17 protein-coding genes are annotated in these 18520 nt (G+C 62.8%); 9 read left to right on the plus strand and 8 right to left on the minus strand.

From position 1 onward, the window contains the following. Positions 1–74 precede the first annotated feature (74 nt). Positions 75–3050 carry a caspase family protein gene (locus tag WD767_15215; protein ID MEX2617441.1) on the minus strand — a complete coding sequence of 992 codons (2976 nt, stop codon included), beginning with the start codon at positions 3048–3050 and terminating at the stop codon, positions 75–77. Positions 3051–3248: 198 nt separating this feature from the next. Between WD767_15215 and WD767_15220 the strand changes: the two genes are divergently transcribed. The 4 genes from WD767_15220 (at position 3249) to WD767_15235 (ending at position 7488) form a co-directional block, all read left to right on the plus strand. Continuing rightward, on the plus strand, positions 3249–3872 hold the full coding sequence (locus WD767_15220; GenBank protein MEX2617442.1) for a hypothetical protein: 624 nt from the start codon (positions 3249–3251) through the stop codon (positions 3870–3872). Between the two features lie 13 nt (positions 3873–3885). Continuing rightward, on the plus strand, positions 3886–5928 hold the full coding sequence (locus tag WD767_15225) for an adenylate/guanylate cyclase domain-containing protein (GenBank protein MEX2617443.1): 2043 nt from the start codon (positions 3886–3888) through the stop codon (positions 5926–5928). A gap of 51 nt (positions 5929–5979) precedes the next feature. Next, positions 5980–6201: a SlyX family protein gene (locus WD767_15230; protein ID MEX2617444.1), complete on the plus strand. Its 222-nt coding sequence runs from the start codon at positions 5980–5982 to the stop codon at positions 6199–6201. Between the two features lie 162 nt (positions 6202–6363). Further along, positions 6364–7488: a glycosyltransferase gene (locus tag WD767_15235; GenBank protein MEX2617445.1), complete on the plus strand. Its 1125-nt coding sequence runs from the start codon at positions 6364–6366 to the stop codon at positions 7486–7488. 18 nt (positions 7489–7506) lie between these two features. Here the strand turns inward: WD767_15235 and WD767_15240 are convergent, their stop codons facing one another. Then, a complete protein-coding gene (locus tag WD767_15240; GenBank protein MEX2617446.1) occupies positions 7507–8127 on the minus strand; it encodes a cyclic nucleotide-binding domain-containing protein in 621 nt (206 codons plus the stop codon). A 232-nt stretch (positions 8128–8359) separates the two neighbouring features. On the opposite strand from WD767_15240, the gene WD767_15245 reads away from it, so the two are divergent. Together WD767_15245 and serB are read left to right on the plus strand one after the other, a co-directional pair. Continuing rightward, on the plus strand, positions 8360–8662 hold the full coding sequence (locus tag WD767_15245) for a hypothetical protein (protein MEX2617447.1): 303 nt from the start codon (positions 8360–8362) through the stop codon (positions 8660–8662). A 113-nt stretch (positions 8663–8775) separates the two neighbouring features. After that, on the plus strand, positions 8776–9675 hold the full coding sequence (gene serB / locus WD767_15250; protein ID MEX2617448.1) for a phosphoserine phosphatase SerB: 900 nt from the start codon (positions 8776–8778) through the stop codon (positions 9673–9675). An 86-nt stretch (positions 9676–9761) separates the two neighbouring features. Here serB and WD767_15255 read toward each other — a convergent pair whose 3' ends face one another. The 4 genes from WD767_15255 to hflK all read right to left on the minus strand — a co-directional run bounded on the left by WD767_15255 (position 9762) and on the right by hflK (position 13670). Then, positions 9762–11246 (minus strand): DegQ family serine endoprotease, encoded by a 1485-nt coding sequence (locus WD767_15255; protein ID MEX2617449.1) that lies wholly within the window; start codon positions 11244–11246, stop codon positions 9762–9764. 178 nt (positions 11247–11424) lie between these two features. After that, positions 11425–11610 (minus strand): DUF2065 domain-containing protein, encoded by a 186-nt coding sequence (locus WD767_15260; protein MEX2617450.1) that lies wholly within the window; start codon positions 11608–11610, stop codon positions 11425–11427. Positions 11611–11627: 17 nt separating this feature from the next. Then, positions 11628–12506 (minus strand): protease modulator HflC, encoded by an 879-nt coding sequence (locus tag WD767_15265; GenBank protein MEX2617451.1) that lies wholly within the window; start codon positions 12504–12506, stop codon positions 11628–11630. Positions 12507–12524: 18 nt separating this feature from the next. Continuing rightward, positions 12525–13670: an FtsH protease activity modulator HflK gene (hflK, locus tag WD767_15270; GenBank protein MEX2617452.1), complete on the minus strand. Its 1146-nt coding sequence runs from the start codon at positions 13668–13670 to the stop codon at positions 12525–12527. A 175-nt stretch (positions 13671–13845) separates the two neighbouring features. Here hflK and apbC point away from each other — a divergent pair, with 175 nt between their 5' ends. From apbC to WD767_15285, 3 genes are all read left to right on the plus strand, one after another. Further along, positions 13846–14961 (plus strand): iron-sulfur cluster carrier protein ApbC, encoded by a 1116-nt coding sequence (apbC, locus tag WD767_15275; GenBank protein ID MEX2617453.1) that lies wholly within the window; start codon positions 13846–13848, stop codon positions 14959–14961. 12 nt (positions 14962–14973) lie between these two features. Beyond that, a complete protein-coding gene (locus WD767_15280; protein MEX2617454.1) occupies positions 14974–15843 on the plus strand; it encodes a CAP domain-containing protein in 870 nt (289 codons plus the stop codon). Between the two features lie 90 nt (positions 15844–15933). Then, a complete protein-coding gene (locus WD767_15285; GenBank protein MEX2617455.1) occupies positions 15934–16704 on the plus strand; it encodes an aldolase/citrate lyase family protein in 771 nt (256 codons plus the stop codon). A gap of 26 nt (positions 16705–16730) precedes the next feature. On the opposite strand, the gene WD767_15290 is transcribed toward WD767_15285, so the two are convergent. Both WD767_15290 and WD767_15295 read right to left on the minus strand, forming a co-directional pair. Then, positions 16731–17504 carry an enoyl-CoA hydratase/isomerase family protein gene (locus WD767_15290; protein MEX2617456.1) on the minus strand — a complete coding sequence of 258 codons (774 nt, stop codon included), beginning with the start codon at positions 17502–17504 and terminating at the stop codon, positions 16731–16733. A gap of 39 nt (positions 17505–17543) precedes the next feature. Continuing rightward, positions 17544–18479, minus strand: a complete 936-nt coding sequence (locus WD767_15295) for a zinc-binding dehydrogenase (protein MEX2617457.1) — start codon at positions 18477–18479, stop codon at positions 17544–17546. Between the last annotated feature and the right edge of the window lie 41 nt (positions 18480–18520).

Raw genomic sequence — 18520 nt, forward strand, 5'->3', positions numbered from 1 at the left:
CGAATCGGGCCTGCATTTCGAATTCCGTTTCCGGATCGGTCCCAGCCTATCATCATCCCACCCCGGTATATCCGCTAGTTAACTGTCGGTACAAAGAAGAAATCCCCGGCCTCATGCCCCGCATACTTGATCGGCGAATATTGCGGCACCTGCTCAAAATCCTTTGCAGCGGCAATATTCGTCACCCGCTCCGATACCATTCGGTACAGTCTTTGCCCCTCGACTATACCCGTATTCGCTTCAAGAGCACCCAGAAAAGCACTCGCGAACACCGAATGCTTGCCGCCGCCGCTGTCCAGCACGGGCTGTACGCCGCCGGACGACAGAACAAGGCGCGCCCGTTTCTGCGCCATCAGCCTGATCCAGTTCTGGCGCGCCACGTCGGACATGCCCGCATCGATCCGCGCCAACGATGCCCGCGTCAGCGTGCCGGAATAACAGGAATCGGCCACCACGAGGATTTGCCGCACCGCCATCGCGTTGAGGACATCGGTAATCTGGATATTCGAAATCCAGTTCGCCGTGCTCGTCGGCTCCGCATCCACCGGCAGCCAGTGACCCCGGTTATTGACCCGGTCGAGTTCCCCATGCCCGGCGTAATAGATCAGCAGGTTGTCATCCTCGCTCAGGTCCTCGCGGATCCTGTTCAGCGCCGCCAGGATCGCATAGCGGTCCGCATTCACCAGCAGTGTCACGTCATAGCCGTATCGCTGCTTCAGCAGCGCGGCGACGGCCTGCGCGTCGCCGACCGCCGTCTTGAGTTGCGGCAGCATCCGGTAGTCGTTATTGCCGATAACGAGCGCATGAAAACGGCCGAAATTCACATCCGCAGCGACCGACAACGGCGCCACCGCCCCGACGGCGCTGCGCGCCGCCACCGCCTTGCGCAGCAGCATGAAGGATTCCGTCGACCGTTTCCCGTTCGCGTCCACGGCGACAACCCGGACCGTGGTCTTTTCGTCGGACAGCGGCACGCTGATCCGGAACAGGCCCGCATCGTCCGGCTTGTGTTCGGCATCGTTGACCAGCAGCGCCATGATTCCGCCGGCGCCCCTGACCCGTCCGATGATCAACCGTTCGTCACCGGCCTCCGCCGTTATCGTCGGCAGGCCGGCCGTACGGGTCTCCGGCAGCGGCGGGTCGATCATTTCGATTACCGGTCCCGCGGCCAGTTGTTTCGCTTCCGCCGCCGCCTGCCTGTCGGCGGCCTGTTGCAGCGCGTCGGCCCGATCCTTCAGGGAGGATACATTCGCGGACAGCTGCGCCACCCGCTCGCGTTCCCGCGCCAGTTCGGCTTCGCGGCTATCCAGCCGCTGCCGGAGTTCCTGCTGTTTCGCCTTTTCCCGTTCGCGCGCGGCGCGCTCCGTGGCGAGATTCTTGCGAAGCGTGGCAACCTGGAGACCGCGTCCCGCCCGGCGCTTTTCCTCTTCCGCCAGCGCCTGTTCCACTGCCGCAAGGCGGGCGGACGATTCCTTCAGCTTTGCTTCCGCTTCGGCGCGGCGGTCCGCTTCCTGGCGCAGCGCCGCCGCATCGGTCGTCAGTGTATCGACCTCGGCGGACAGCATCGCGATCCGGTCCCGTTCCGCCTGCAGGGCGGCCTCGCGTCCGGCCAGTTCCCGGGCCAGTTCGGCTTCCCGCGCGCGGTCGCCGCTTGCGGATTCCCGTTCCGCATTCAGCGCGGCACGCAGCGCCTCGATTTCATCCCGGTTCGTGCCCGTCACCTTGCGCTGTTCGCGCAACGCCTGTTCCGCCCGCGCGGCGCGTTCTTTCAGCTTCCGGAGCCTGGCCTCGGCCGCCGCCCGTTTTTCCGATTCCGCCTTCAACGCCGTAGCGGCGCCCTGCACCGCGGCAAGGTCCGTCCGCAGGGTTTCCACGCGGGCGCGCTCGGATTCCAGCGCCGCCTCCTGCGCCGCCAGTTGGTCGGCCAGTTCCTTTTCGCGATTCGCGCTCGTTCTGGACCTGTCGCCGGTGGCGGCGAGCTGCTGCTTCAGCTGCGCCACCTCGCTGTTTTGCGCGGCCATGCGACGCTGCTGCTCCCGGAGGGATTTTTCCGCGCTGGCGAGCTGTTCGCGCGATTCGGTCAGCGCCGCCCTGGCCGAGTCAGCCTCCGCCTTGTATTGCGCGACCCTGGCCTCGCTGTCCTGCAGCGCCGCCCCCATCGACGCCTGCAGGGTCGTCGCCTTCTGCTGCAATGACGAAAGCTGCTGCTTGAGGCGCGACACCTCGCTTTCGCTGCGTTCCAGTTCGCGGGACCGCTCGGTCATCGATTCGGTGATTTCCAGTATGCGGTCCTGGCGGCCGGCGGTGACTTCGCGCATCAATTCGTCGCGGGTCGCCTGCAGTGCCTTCTGCGCGTCGCGCGCCCGGGCTTCGCCGTCGCGCAGTTTGGCCTGCGCGTCCTGCAGATTGCGGCGAATGGCGTCCAGTTCGCGGCGCAGGGCATCGCGTTCCGCTTCGAGCTGCTGCTTTTCCGCCCGCAGGGATGCCAGTTCCTGCTTCACCTCGCTGGGAACGAAGGGCACATCGGCCGAACCGAGGCCCGACGCCCGGCGATACAGTTCGACAGCCTTTTCCTTGTCCTGCGGAACGCCCCGGCCTTCCTCATACAGGGCGCCCAGGCTCAGCAGCGCCCGGACGAAATCCTTCTCGGCCGCTTTGGCGTACCATTCCGCGGCAATACTGTGCTGCGGCTCGACGCCCAGTCCTTTTTCATAGATTTCGCCGACATAGGTCTGGGCAACGGGATCGCCCTCATTGGCCAGCGGCAGCCAGATCTTCAGCGCTGTTGTGTAGCTGGCGCGATCCGCCTGGGTATACTCGCCGCCCCGGATCGCGCATTCTGACGCCGTCGTCTTGACGGCCTTGCGCTCGCTGACATAGGTGACGCGCGTGCCCAGCCGCCGGACCTTGCCCGGCAACAGGCAATCGACAACCAGAAGATCGTCCGCGTTCCCTGCCGCGTCCTGCGCGTGCGCCCCCGAACCACCGGGCGCAATGACCAGCATCCCGGCAAGGGCAGCGCAAAGCACGATGCGTCGTAAAAACGGCACTGCGTTTCCTCACCACCCCTGCAACGCCACAGTTCCCGACAGTACCGCGATTTCGTTCCCATCGCGATCTGTGATATGATCGATTGTACTTAAACAGGCGCGGAATTTCCAACAGATTGTACTTGCGGTACCGTTTCCGGAACGATACCGACATGGGGACCGAATATGATGAGCAGGTCGATACTTGCGGGGCTATTCATGGCCCTGTCCGCACTGGCGCTGCCGGTTGAGTCTTTCGCAGCGAGCCCGGCCGCGCTGGCAACGTCGATTAACGGGGAAACCAGCCCGGCGATCGAGAATTTCTCGGAACTGCAAACCGATACGAAACTGACGCTAAACGCGGATACCGAAATCGAATTCGTCCATTACGCGACGTGCCAGACCGTTGTCGTAAAAGGCGGCGATCTCAGCTTTACATCGGAGCGGTTCCTCCTGCGCGGCGGCAATATCGTCACCACAAAACGGGCGAAATGTCCGAAGACAATTGTTTTGGCCGGCGCATCGCAAATCGGCGGCCTTGTCCTGCGCAGCGCTTCGAATGCGGGCCGCTTGCGTGTCGGCGCCAATCCGACCTTCGTACTGGTGGGCGACCGCAGCGAATCCGTCGAGTCGATCACGGTGTCGCTGGACGGGACGAAAATCACCGAAGCCGCAAATCCCGGCCGCACCTTCGCCTGGCCGGACGATGCGCCGCCGCTGGAAAACGGGCAGGCCTATTCGGTTACGGTTAAAATCCGGGGCAAGGAAGCGCCGGAAACCTTCACCGTCGAATCGAAAAGCGGCGGCAATTCGGAAACGCTTACGCTGATCCGCCTCGACTGAACGGCCGGTACCGATGGCCCGCGCGAGAAAATGGCGGCATGTCGTCGCGACGGCTGTTCTGTGCGCGACAACTGCGGCGGTTGGCGGCTATTTCCTGGGATCGCCCGGATGGCTGGCGGGCCTGTTGTTCGATACCGCGGTTTCCGCAAGCGCCGCCGCACGGCAGGACGCGGACGGCGGCAGGGAACCGCAGGTCGCCATCATCGCCATTGACGCCGAAAGCCTGGATTCGCCGGAACTGGCACCCTATCCGCGCGCCCTGTTCGGGCCGGTCTGGGCGCTGATGATCCCGGCACTGGAGGAGGCGGGCGCCAGGACTATCGTGTTCGATGCGGTATTTTCCTATTCGGCTAACCGGTTCCAAAACGATTACGACCGGACGTTCCTGGAAGCCCTCAACGCCGCCAGGGATAGAATCGTCATCGGTTACTCGTCGCGTCTCCTGCCGACGCAGACCCATATGGCGGCCCTCGCCCTGGACCAGAACGCGCTTGGCTCGCTCGATCTGTTCCCGCAGAATGACGGCATTCTGCGCACCCATATCGGCCGTCGGGAATCCCCGGAGGGCGAAACGTTCCTCGGCCTCGCCGGCGCAGCACTGGCCCGTGCCGGAATTTCCGAAATTCCGGCGGAAATCATTCTGGCGCCCACCCGGCACCCCGAGGCCCTGCCGACCTATTCCCTGATCGAGGTGCTGCGCTGCGCCGGAGCGGCGCCGCAGACCCTGCAAGCAGCCTTCGCGGGAAAGATCGTCTTTGTCGGCACGAACCTGCCGGAGGAGGACCGCATCGTTTCAAGCAGCCGGTTTCTGCCGGCGCCCGACGCGCCATCGGCGACGGCCGGGGACTGCACGCTTCGGCGTCTTCCGGCATCGGCGCCGGAATCGGGCAATAGTCCGGGTGTGCACTTGTTTGCGGTTGCCGCGCAATCGGTGCTGGACGGGCATATCGTGGCACGCGTCGCGGCATTTGAAACCGCCGCGCTGTCCGGCGTTGCGGCCCTTGCCGGCGTAATGATCGGATTTACGCTGGCGCCTGTCTTCGCTGTCGCCGCCACGGTACTGGGCGGCCTTCTGCTGTGGGGCCTGGAAAGCCTGGCCCTGATCCGGGACCTGTGGCTCGATGCCGCCAACCCGGTTATCGCATTGAGCGCCGCTGCAGTTGCCGCCTACATGGTCCGCTACGTCGTCGAGGAGCGCAGCCGCAAGCGCATCCAGAACGCCTTTGGCCATTACCTTGCGCCGACACTGGTCGACCGTCTTGCGGACAGCGAGAACGCCCTGCAACTGGGCGGCGAGCAGCGCGACGTGACGATCATGTTTGCCGATCTGTCGGGCTTTACGGCGCTGTCTGGCATTCTTGGCCCGGAAGCCCTGGTGGAGACGACGAATGCCTATCTGAAGATCATCGCCGACGAGGTGGATGCCTCAGGCGGGTATATCGACAAGTTTATCGGCGACGCCGTCATGGCGATCTGGGGCGCCCCCGTGGCCGACGACGATCATGCCGAACACGCGGTCGCCGCCGCCCTGAAGATTGCCGACATCATCGCGCGTAAACGCGAAGCGGCCCTTGCGCGGGGCGAACACGCCTTCGACGTCAAGGTCGGCATCAATTCCGGTCCGGCGGTGGTCGGCAATGTCGGTTCTGAAAAGCGGTACAATTACACGGCTGTCGGCGAGGCCGTGAACATCGCCGCGCGGCTGGAAGGCCTGCCGGGCGTCTATAAATGCCGTATTATCGTCGGGCCGGATACGGCGGACAGGCTGAAGGGTGTCTTTGCGCTACGGGAAATCGACGCGGTTGCGGTCAAGGGCAAGGCGGCGCCGCTGCGGATATTCGAACCGGTTCCGGCGACCGGAAACCCGCCCGACGCAGCGTATGGAGAAGCGCTGGCGCGCTACCGGAACCGGGATTTTGAAGCCGCTGCGTCGATCTGGAGCGGTCTGTCCGATACAGACGGTCCCGCATCCGTCATGGCGGCGCGGGCGCGGGCATACATCGCCAACCCGCCGGCCGACAACTGGAACGGCGTCTTCGTCATGACGGAAAAATAACTGCAATTACGGCAGGGACGTTTTTCCCGCCGCGGAAAGGATGTGGCCGAAATGCCGGAACGTGATGACCTGGAAGAGCGACTCATCGCGCTTGAATCCCTCCTGACCCATCAGGAAGGCGCGATCCGCGACATCAGCGACATGATGCGCCAGCAATGGGACATGATTGACGGGTTGATGCAGAAGCTGAAGCGCCTCGAGGAACGGCTGACCGACCTGAGGGATACTGCCGGGTCTAAAGACCCCGGTGAACCGCCGCCACCGCATTACTGAGCGTATGGCTCGTTGAGTTCGGTCGTCCCGCCGAATGCGGCGCGCGCTTTAATCGCCATACCAACTGTCCTATAAGCACATTACGACTCCTCGGATCATGCGGCAGCAGGACCCGCGGTTCAGGGTGACGAGACTTCTTCGCCAATATTTCCGAAAGCAAGCATGGCCATGGCGCCAGTGAACCAGACACCACCCCGCATTCTATTGCATGTATTTTCCACCCTGAGCGTCGGCGGCCAGCAGGTTCGCTTCGCGACACTGGTCAATAACGGGCTTGGCGAATTCGTACACCGGCTATTCGCCATGGACGGTCAATACGAAAGCATGAAGCTGTTCAATGAAGATGCGCCCTGCGAAATCTTCGAGACCCGCTTTACCAAGGGCAATACCGCCGGCAACGTCCTGGCCTTCCGCCGTGCCCTCAACACGCTCAGACCCGACATTCTGGTTACCTATAACTGGGGCGCCATCGAATGGGCCATGGCGAATTTCGGGCGCTCCTGCCCTCATATCCACATCGTCGATGGATTTGGCCCCGAAGAAGCAGAGGGCCAGTTGCAGCGGCGCGTCCTGTTCCGGCGGCTGGCCTTCTGGCGCAATACGACCACCGTGGTCCCGTCGCGGACCCTGTATGAAATCGCGACGAAAACCTGGCGGCTTCCGCCAGGGGATGTCGCCTTTATTCCCAACGGCATTGACTGCACGCGCTTCGACAATATGCCCGATCCGGCATATGCCCGCCAGCTTGGACTGGATGGTGCGGGACCCGTGATCGGCACCGTCGCGGCGTTGCGGCCGGAGAAAAACCTGACGCGCCTCATCGAGGCCTTTGCGATTTCCGTCGCCAAAAATCCGGCAATCCGCCTCGTCATCGTCGGCGATGGCGCGGAACGGCCGGCGCTGGAAGCCGCGGCGATAAAATTCGACGTCGCGGAAAAGGTTACCTTCACGGGATATATCGCAGACCCCGCGCCGGTGCTGTCGCTGTTCGACATATTCGCCCTGTCTTCCGATACGGAACAGATGCCGATCAGCGTACTGGAAGCCATGGCCGCGCGGTTGCCCGTCGCCGGTGTCGATGTCGGCGATGTCCGGCATATCGTTTCCGACCCGAACAGGCCGCTGATCGTGAATCGCGATGCGCGGGCGCTCGCGGATATCCTGTCGACCCTGGCCGGCGATGCCGATCTGCGCGACCGTATCGGCCAGGCCAACCGCCGGCATGCCGAAAGCCACTATTCACAGGCTGACATGGTCAGCGCCTATACGAAGCTGTTTTCCGCCTGACCGGCCGGACGGCTGCGATCAGTAGCCGTCGGCGACGTCCTGCAATGCCTCGATATCCGGCAGGGAAACCATGCCGCCCTGTTCTATACGGATCGCGTGATCCCGCTTCAGCAGCGAAAATGTCCGGCTGACCGTTTCCGTCGTGAGCCCCAGATAGTCCGCGATATCGGTCCGGCTCATGGGCAATGCGACCGGCGACGCCTTGCCGCCGATCTTCAACTGCCGCTTCGAGAGCGACAGCAGGAAGGTGACGATCTTTTCCTTCGCTGTCTTGCGGCCAAGCAGCATCATCTGGTCCTGCGCCTGAATCAGTTCATTCGACGCCAGACCGAGCATTCTTCGTTCAAGATGCGGGTATTTGTCGAGCAGCACTTCCAGCTTGCCGCGCGCAAAACGGCATACCTTGACCCGGTCAACAGCTTCGGCGCTGTACGAATAGCTGTTGTTAAGGGCGATTCCCATGAAGTCACCGTTGTTCAGGAATCCCGTTATCTGGCGCCGGCCATCGGGAAGCAGCTTGTACAGGCGAACTGTCCCGCCTGTAACGTTGTACAAAAACCCAGCCGGTTCGCCTTCATCGATAATCGGATCATGCGGCGAGAATTCCAGATTCGTCGCTATGGATGCAATATCCCGCAATTCATCCCCATTGAGGACACTGCAGATCGATAAATCGCGGACGGAACATGCAGCACAGGGATTAGAGATCAAGTCCGGCCTTGCGGCGGCCTGCCTGTTAACCTTCATGTCCATTTCTGCCCCCCGATAGTGAATTTGCCGTGCCCGTCCGCTCTGCATTGACCTGCATCAATGCAGGTTCACTATCTTGCGGGAACTATGACACACTTACATTGACCTACGTGAAGATGTCATGCACCGGTCAAATATAATCAAGCCCCTTTCATGGGAGGATGTGGCCAATGCGTTTCCCGTCATCCGTGCGGCATATGTTCGTCTGTTCGTCGCGCTGGATTCGGGCGATTGCGCCGCCGCGATCCCGCGCCTGATTGAGGCAATGGAGGATGTTGCGCAGCATCATGGCTGCGCGACAATACAGTTACCCGAATCCTGGGCAACACTGGGTGCGGGAAAATACGGCGTCCACGCGCATCTGACCGATGCCGGACATGACAGGGAAGCGGTCCGGTTCTCGAAAATTCTTCGGCCTGGCTGACAGAACCGCACCGCCCCGGTATGGATGACGGTCCCGCGTGCGGTGGACACCGTATTTTCCTGACGGCAATACCGCTTGCCAGCCGGGAACCGCTGCGGTACTCGGGACGTCCGATGGAAAGTATTCTGACATTAATAGCCCCGGTCGAAGGTCGCGGTCTTAGTGACGCAGACGCCGATGCAGCCCGAGCCATCCTGGCCGGCAAGAACGCGACAACCGGCGCGACCGACTGGCTCGCCACCGGCACCGCCTGCGAAATTCCCTTTTCAGGGCTCGATACGGTATCGGCCGGCGCCGCTGTCCGGGCGGAATTGGCAGGCCGTTCAATCGATGCCGTTGCACAGCCTGCCACAGGGCGCCGCAAGCGGCTGCTTGTCGCCGACATGGAATCGACCATCATCGAAAACGAAATGCTCGACGAACTGGCGGAAGAGTTCGGCCTGCGCGACAGGATTTCCGCCATTACCGCCCGGGCCATGGCCGGGGAACTCGATTTCGAAAGCGCCCTTCGCGCGCGGGTCGCGATGCTGGAAGGCATGAGCAGCGCGGCGCTGGACAGGGCGTTGACGGCAATCCGCGTGATGCCCGGCGCCGCGACGCTGGTCGCCACCATGCGGGCCAATGGCGCTTATTGCGCGCTGGTTTCCGGCGGCTTCGATTTCTTTACCAACCGGGTGCGCAGGCGGCTCGGATTCGACTACGATCAGGCCAACCGGCTGGAAATCGCCGGCGGCGTCCTGACCGGCAGGCTTGCCGGCCCCATCCTCGGCCGCGCGGCGAAGCGCGACGCGCTGGACCGGCTGTCGCAGATGCTTGGCATTACACCCGAGGAAGCCATCACCGTCGGCGATGGCGCCAATGACCTCGACATGCTGGCGACCGCGGGTACGGGCGTCGCCTATCGGGCCAAACCCATCGTGGCGGAATCCGCCCACGCCCGCATCGACCATGGCGACCTGACCGCATTGCTGTACCTGCAGGGCTACCGCCGGGACGAATTCCATCATCCCTAAACCCGTTCAAGCGCCTGACGGACCCAGAAACAAAATACGGCGCCGGATTTCGCCGACGCCGTATTCACTTCTTCCCGGGTGCGTGATCAGTTCGGGTTGATCTTCAGCGGGATGAACCGCATATCGCCATCCTTGTCGATCAGCAGCAGCACCATATTGCGGCCCTTTTCACGCGCCTGCTGCACCTGCCTGGCGACATCGTCCGGCGAGGCAACCGGTTCCTGGTTCACCTCAACGATGATATCGCCCGGGTTCAGCTGCTTGTCGGCGGCATCGCTATCCTTTTTCACATCCGTGATAACGACGCCCTTCACCTCTTGCTGGATATTGTATTTCTGCATCAGTTCCGGCGTAATGGGCGACAGCGCGACACTGAGTTCATCGATGTTCCGGCTTGTATCGCCACCGGTATCGTGGCGGCTTCCACGGGTCGTCAGGGACGCTTCATCGACCTTTTCAAGCTCGCCCAGCCGGACGGTAAGGCCCATTTCCTTGCCGTCGCGCCAGACCCGGACAGGCACGTCCTCGCCGACGCCGGTTTCGGCAACCATGCGCGGCAGCTTCCGCGATTCATCGACGGGCTTCCCGTCAAAGGCGACGATGACGTCACCCTGTTTCACGCCCGCCGCCTCGGCGGGGCTGGACTTCATGACGCCGGCGACCAGTGCGCCCCGTTCCTTGCCGAGGCCGAGACTTTCCGCGATTTCCGGCGTCACCGTCTGAATCTGGACCCCGAGCCAGCCCCGCCGCGTCGTTCCGAATTCGCGCAGCTGGTCGATAACGTTCGCGGCAATATTGGCGGGCACGGAAAAGCCGATACCGATACTGCCGCCGGAGGGCGAGAGGATCGCCGTATTGATCCCGATGACGTCGCCCTTCATGTCGAACAGGGGACCGCCGGAATTGCCGCGATTGATCGGCGCATCGGTCTGGATATAGTCGTCATAGGGTCCGGAGCGGATGTCCCGGCCGCGCGCGGACACGATGCCGGCCGTAACAGTGCCGCCAAGGCCAAGGGGATTGCCGATCGCTATCACCCAGTCGCCGACGCGGGCTGTACGGGAATCGCCGAACTTGACCGCCGGCAGCGGTTTGTCCACGACGATCTTCAGCAGCGCCAGATCCGTCTTCTTGTCACGGCCGATGATTTCCGCCTTGTATTCTTCGCCGTCATGCAGGATCACCGTGATCTCTTCGCCGCCCTCTATGACGTGGCTGTTCGTCACGACGTAGCCTGTCGGATCGACGATAAAGCCGGAGCCGAGCGAATTCGCCTGACGCGGGGGCCGGTCACCCCGGCGACGGTTGAACTGATCGAAAAAATCCCGGAACGGCGACCCTTCCGGAAACTGGAAGCCGGGATGCTGATCGCCTTCCGCCACCTGCTCGACCTTCTGGGTCGTGGAAATATTGACCACCGCCGGCAACAGCGTCTCAACCAGATCGGCGAAACTTTCCGGCACCCCGCGCGCGGCGGCCGGGGCCGGCTGCCAGGCCAGCATTGCCGCCACCGGCAATACAAAGAGCCAGCGAACCGGCATTGCCGCACGCGCCCGCACGGCGCTAATCATTCGATCCACGAAAACCTCCATAGTCACCGGCCCCCAGATGCGCCAATCCAACCCGAACCGCTACGATCAATCCTAACCGAAATATGCCACAATATTATCTGTTTTTGACCCAAATAAGGCAGCGGTAAACACGTTCGCGTTACGACGGGCCGGGACTGGAATATCCGGTGCGGACCGGTCAGTTTCTGACGAACCAGACGATGGCAAAACCCAACAGGAGGGCGGCCATTCCCCCGGTACGCAAGCGGGACGCCGGCGTTTCGAGCGCCGCCCGCATCATCCGCTGCATGCCGTCGGGAAACAGCGCGTATAGGGCGCCTTCGATCACCAGTATCAGCCCCAGCGCGGTAACGAAGTCAGCCATCGAACGTCGACCGGCGGCTATTCCTTCTTCTCCGTCCCGTAGATGTCGTTAAAGAACCTGAAAAAATCGCTGTTCGGTGACAGCACCATCGTCGTGTCATTACCGATAAGGTTTTCCGAATATTCCGTCAGCGACTTGTAGAACTGGAAGAATTCGGGGTCTTTGCCATAGGCCTGCCCCAGGATGAGGGTGCGTTCAGCGTCGCCTTCACCGCGCAACTGCTCCGACCTGCGCTTTGCCGTTGCCAGGATGACAACCTGGTCGCGGTCCGCGGTGGCGCGGATTTTCTGCGCGTTTTCCTGACCCTGTGCGCGCAGTTCCCGTGCTTCGCGGTTCCGTTCGGTCGTCATCCGGTTGAACACCGCCTGGCTGGTTTCAGTCGGCAGGTCGGTACGTCCGATCCGGATATCGACGATCCTGATGCCCAGCGGCGCGGATCTCGCAGCCACCTCGGCCTGAATCTGCTGCATCAGTTCGCCGCGCTGTTCCGAAAGCAGTTCGAGCAGCGACACCCGCGCGACGACCTGCCGCAACGCCGAATTCACGATATTGCCCAGGCGGTTCACCGCAATCACTTCCGTGCCGACAACCTTCAGGAATTCCAGCGGCTGTTCGATCCGGTACCGCGCGAACGCATCGACCCTGATCCGCTTCTGGTCGGACAGGAGAATTTCGAATATCGGCGGGTCGAGATTGAGAATCCGGCGTTCAAACATCCGGACATCCTGCCACGGCAGTTTAAAGTGCAGTCCCGGCTCCTGGACAACGGCAACGGGATTGCCGAACTGCAGCACAACCGCCTGCTTCGTCTGATGAACCGTGTACAGCGATGTCCAGGCGCCGACGGCCGCCAGGATGACAACAACGCCCAGGATCGCCAGGCTTGTCTTTTTCATGTCCAAATTCTCCTAGGCCTAGTTAGCGGGCTGGTTGCCGGGCTGACCGTTTTGCGGTGGCGACGCCTGCCGTCTTTGAACTTCCGGCAATGGCAGATACGGCACCACGCCGGACCCGGCGCTGTTCTGATCGATGATGACTTTCCGCGCGCTGCCCAGCACGGCGCCCATGGATTCAAGATACATGCGCCGCCGGGTTACTTCCGGCGCGACCTTGTATGCCTCGTAAACCGAATTGAACCGGTCGGCGTCGCCCTGTGCTTCCTGTATCTGCTGTTCGCGATATGCCTCGGCGGTGAGGATATCCTTTTCCGCGAGACCCCGGGCGACCGGCACAATGGAATTGGCATAGGCTTCGGCTTCGTTCTGCAGGGCTTCCTTGTCCTGGCGGGCGCGCTGCACATCGTTGAATGCATCGATCACTTCCGGCGGCGGATCGGACTTCTGTAACTGCACGTTGCCGATAACGATACCGGCGTCGTAACTGTCCAGGATCCGTTGCAGCAGCACCATGGTTTTTGCCTGAATTTCCTCGCGGCCCGCGGTAACGGCCTGATCGAAACGCGTCTGTCCGACGACTTCGCGCAGGGCGCTTTCGGCGGCGATTTTAACCGTCGCTTCCTGGTCACGGATATTGAAGAGGAAGTCGCCCGCGTTCTTGATCTGCCAGAAGACGGTCAAATCCACATCGACGATATTCTGGTCGCTTGTCAGCATCAGGCTTTCTTCCGGAACCTCACGGTCCACAGTCCGGCCACTCGATGCATTGGCGGCGCCGCGAAACCCGATATCGACCCGGCGCAATTCATCCACCTGCGGGGTGAAAACCTCACCGATGGGCGCCGGCCAGTTATAGTGCAGCCCCGCGGGAACCACGGGATTGACGACCTTTCCGAAAACCAGCGTCACGCCCTGCTGGCCGGCCTCGACCCGGTAAAGGCCGGTCGCGAGCCAGACCACAAGAGCCAGCGCGACAAGCAGGGCCAGTATCGTCGGGGAAGCGCCGCCGGGAATCATCCCGCGCACGCGTTCCTGGCCCTTGCGGATCAGGTCCTCGAAATCAGGCGGCTGTCCGCCCGGGCCACCGGAGCCGCCGCGACCGCCGCCACCGCCCCAGGGACCTCTTCCGCCATTACTGCCACCAGATTGATTTGACCAAGGCATAGCTCGAGATTCCTTCAAGTTTCCTGTTCGTGTAGGCTAGTTTATACGTCCGTCACGCCCGTGTCGGACTTTCCCCGCCGCCCAATAAGTACATATATGTCAGCACACATATAGGCTGGCAACCGCCGTGGCGCAACGCCACGAGGTAATACACGGCCTGAAACGGAGATGAAGCATGCCTAAGGTGACCCAGGAACAGGTTCTAAACGCGTTAAAAACTGTCGTCGATCCGGCAAAAAGCCGGGATATCGTGTCGCTTGGCATGATTTCCGGAATGGTCATCAAGGATGGCAATATCGGCTTTTCCGTCGAAATCGACCCCAGTCGCGCCGAACAGTTCGAACCCGTGCGACAGGCGGCCGAAGCAGCCGTCGATGCGCTCCCCGGGGTCCTGTCGGTCACGGCCGTATTGACCGCCCATAGCGAGGCCCGGCAGCCGGCGCCGCAACAGGCGCCACAGCGGACGCCGCGACCGGCGCCGGCCCGGGAGATGGTGCCCGGCGTAAAGCATATCGTCGCCGTCGCCTCTGGCAAGGGCGGTGTCGGAAAATCTACCGTGGCGGCCAACCTGACCCTGGCGCTGGCGGCGGCCGGGCACAAGGCCGGCATTCTGGACGCCGATATCTACGGCCCGTCGCAGCCCCGCATGATGGGGCTTACCGGCCGGCCGCAAAGTCCGGACGGCAAACGCCTCGACCCGATGGAGAATTACGGCGTCAAGGTGATGTCGATGGGATTCCTGGTGCCGGAAGACACCGCGATGATCTGGCGCGGGCCGATGGTGATGAGCGCCCTGCAGCAGCTGCTGCGCGACGTGAACTGGGGCGACCTCGACGTCCTGATCGTCGACATGCCCCCGGGCACGGGCGACGCCCAGCTGACCATGGCGCAGGAGGTGCCGCTGGCGGGCGCGATCATCGTATCGACGCCGCAGGATATCGCGCTGCTGGACGCCCGCAAGGGTATCAATATGTTCGAGAAGGTCGAGGTCCCGGTGCTTGGCATTATCGAGAACATGAGCTATTTCGCCTGCCCGCATTGCGGCGAACGCACCGATATTTTCAGTCATGGCGGCGCGCGCGCCGAAGCAGGGAAATTCAGCGTCGACTTCCTGGGCGAGGTTCCACTTGACCTGCTGATCCGGGAGACGTCGGACGACGGTCGCCCCATCGTGGTCAGCCATCCGGACAGCCCGCATAGCAAGGTTTTTCGGGAAATCGCCGACCGAGTCTGGAGCAGGATCGAAGGGGCCGGCGCACAGCGGAAAATGCCGAACATCGTCATGCAATAGGCAAGCGACGTGATGCGCTGGCTGGTTGGCGCCATTGTTGCGGTGACAGGATTGGCCGGGCAAGCCGCATTCGCGGCCGACAAGCCGGCCGATGCCCTTGCCCGCATCAACGCATTCCGCGTCGAACACGACCTGACGCCATTGCGCATGGAGGCAAGGCTGGCGACCATGGCCCGCGATCAGGCCCGGGACATGATCGAAAAGCAGTATTTCGGCACCCGGAGCCCTGCTGGAAAATCCCTGAAGTCCAGGCTTTCCGACGTCGGCTACGCCTATCGCCAGGCCACGCAGCAGGTCGCGGTGGGGTTTCCCGACGGGCGCGCCGTCGCCGAAAACTGGATCCGGCACGGCGACAGCCGACAGGTCCTGCTGAATGCCGCGCTGACGGAAACCGGCATCGGTTACGCTCATCGTGGCGAGGGCGCGCTGGACCATTACTGGGTCATTACTGTTGCCGAACCGACGCGCCAGGCGGAAGCCGGTTGGCAGGACGATATCCTGCGGCTGGTGAACCGGTACCGCGCCGGGCAAGGACTGAAACCGCTCAAACTCAATCAGGTCCTCAACCGGGCGGCGCAGGGGCATGCGGACGACATGGCCGCCCGCGACTATTTCGGTCATGTGACGCCAAACGGCCGGACAGTGGGCGACCGGGCAACCGCCGCAGGCTACCGGTGGCAGACAATTCTGGAAAATCTCGCCGCGGGCCAGCAGGATCCCGCGGAGGTCGTGGACGGCTGGATCGGATCGCCACCGCACCGGCAGGCCATGCAGACACCGGACATCGACGATGCGGGTATCGGCTACCGCTTCCTGGCGCGCGATACCGGGCAAACGCAGCAATACCATTACTGGGTCCTGAATATGGGACGCCACCGTTAATGTCCTGAAACGATCTGCCATAAACCCAAGCTTGATCGGGCCGGTCCTACGCGGCACTCTCCCGGCCACACAACCGGGGAAGGACAGGACATGCGCGAAAACAAACTGAAAACCATGTGGGCGGAGGACAAGGGCGCCCTGAACTGCTGGATGAACACCGACGGTTCGCTGGCGGCGGAAGCGATGATGGCCGCCCCCTGGGATTCATTCACCATCGACATGCAACACAGCCTCGTCGACTGGCACTCGGCGCTGGCCATGCTGCAGACCCTGTCGCAGGGCGACCGGCCGATCTTCATGCGCGTGCCCTGGCTCGACCCGGCCTGGATCATGCGGGCGCTGGACGGCGGCGCCTATGGCATCGTCTGCCCGATGGTGAACACGCGCGCGGATTGCGAGGCCTTTGTCGGCGCCTGCCGTTACGCGCCCGCCGGCTATCGCAGCTGGGGGCCGGTGCGCGGGCTCAGCTATGGCGGCCCGGATTATTTCCATAAGGCCAACGAAACCATCGTCACGATGGCCATGATCGAAACCCGCCAGGCGCTCGAAAACGTGGACGAAATCATGTCGGTCCCGGGGCTGGACGGCATCTATATCGGCCCCAACGACCTTGCGATCAGCATGGGTTACGAGCCGTCATACATGCCCCAGAACCAGGAAGTCGCGGACGCGTTCGACACCATCCTCGACGCCGCCAGGCGCCACAACCTGGTGCCCGGCATCCATTGCGGCAGCGCCGAAATGGCCGCCGACATGACGAAGAAAGGCTTCAGATTCTGCACCATTCTGGGCGCGACGCGTCTTATGGTGATGGGGGCGAACGACGCCCTGACGACGGCCCGCGACCTGATGCGGAACTGAGCCGGGATCGCAGGCGCCGCGTTCGTTCAGCGGCCCTTGAACACCGGCTTGCGTTTTTCGACGAAGGCCGCCTGTGCCTCCGCCGCATCCTCGGTATGCGACATGGCCACCGTCAGGTCCTGTTCGTAGCGGTAGCCGTCGCGCAGCCCGAGATTGTCGGTGGTGTTCAGCGCCTGCTTGGTCACCTTCACCGCGAGCGGGCTTTTCGACGCGATCTCGCGCGCGATTGCCATGGCCGGTTCCATCAGCTGTTCGCGCGGCACACAGGCGTCGACAACGCCCAGCCGATAGAGTTCCGGCCCCGGCACGCGTTCGCCGGTCAACAGCATGCGCCGCGCCCTGGAGCGGGGAAACAGCATGTTTATGAACTTGGCGCCGCCCATGAGGCCGACATCGATTTCCGGCATGCCAAGCACCGCGTTGTCGGAGCAGACCAGGATATCGCAGGACGCCGCCAGCGCCAGGCCGGCCCCGAGCGCCGGTCCGTTGATCGCGCCGATCACCGGCTTTTCGCATTCCATAATCGCATAGAAGCTTTCCCGCGTGACCCGGTTGTGCCGCCGGTAAAAGCCCGCCTCGGCGGCGATGCCCCGGCGTTCCTTGATATCCGCGCCGGCGGAAAACATGTTGCCCGAACCGGTCAGGATAATGACGCGGACATCGGGATCGTCGCTGAAGGTATCGAAAATGCTCGTGATTTCATCGCGGAATTTGGCATTCTGCGCGTTGACCGGCGGCCGGTCCATTGTCACCACGGCGATGGAATCCTCGACACTGACCCTGAAGCACTCGTAACGCATCCTTCGTATTCCCCCTTCGCATTTGGCTGCCGGAAACGGTCAATCGACGTGGATGACCGCCTTGCCGGATATCTCCCGGTTATAAAGCTGCTCGGCCAGAACCCCGAGTTCCGCCAGGTTGCCTTCGGCATCCACGTGGATTTTCAACTTCTCGCGCGAAACAAGGTCCACCAGAACGCGCAACCCGTATTTAGCGGGCCTGCGGCCGAATTCGGTGAACAGGTACAGCCCGTAATAACGCGCGCGACCGGCGCGGAAGAAGTCGCCGGCGCGGATAACCGATTCCTCGCCGGCGGAAACGCCGTAGTTCACCAGAACCCCGCCCCGGCCGATCAGTTTCAGGCTGTCCGCCAGCACCTGCCCGCCCACCGAATCCAGGATACAGTAAAAGGGTCCGTATTCCGCCGCGCCCGCCGCGCTATCGCCGATGACGACATGATCCGCGCCGCACATGCGCACCAGTTCGGATAGCGCGTTGCGGCGGATCAGCGCCGTGACGGTGGCCCCGGACAGTTTCGCAAGCTGGATACCGAACAATCCGACGCCACCGGACGCGCCGGTCACCATGACGGATTGCCCCAGCAGTTGACCGGCGTTTTCCAGCGCGTACAGCGCGGTCAGCCCGGCGACCGGCAAGGTCGCCGCCGTGGCGCAGGAAACGCTGTCCGGCAGCACCGACATCCAGTCGGTTTCGACCGCGGCGACTTCCGCCCAGCTGCCGGTATTCATCACGCCGACCACGCGCTCGCCGGCCACCGGACCCGACCCGTCGCGGGCGGGTTCCATGACGACGCCGGAAACGTCCCAGCCAAGCTGCGTACCCGGTGCGCTGTTGCGGGCGCGCCTGACCTCCCCCAGATTGAGCGAGATCGCCTTCACCTGCACGAGCGCCTGGCTGGAGAGGGGGACGGGTTCGGGCGTGTCGGTCAGGGCGAGACAACCTGGCGCATTCGGGTCGACCAGTACGGCGCGCATGGGATATTCCTTTCCTGGCTGCGAAACAGTACCAGTCTCTA

The sequence above is a fragment of the Alphaproteobacteria bacterium genome (assembly GCA_040905865.1).
Taxonomy (GTDB): Bacteria; Pseudomonadota; Alphaproteobacteria; order UBA8366.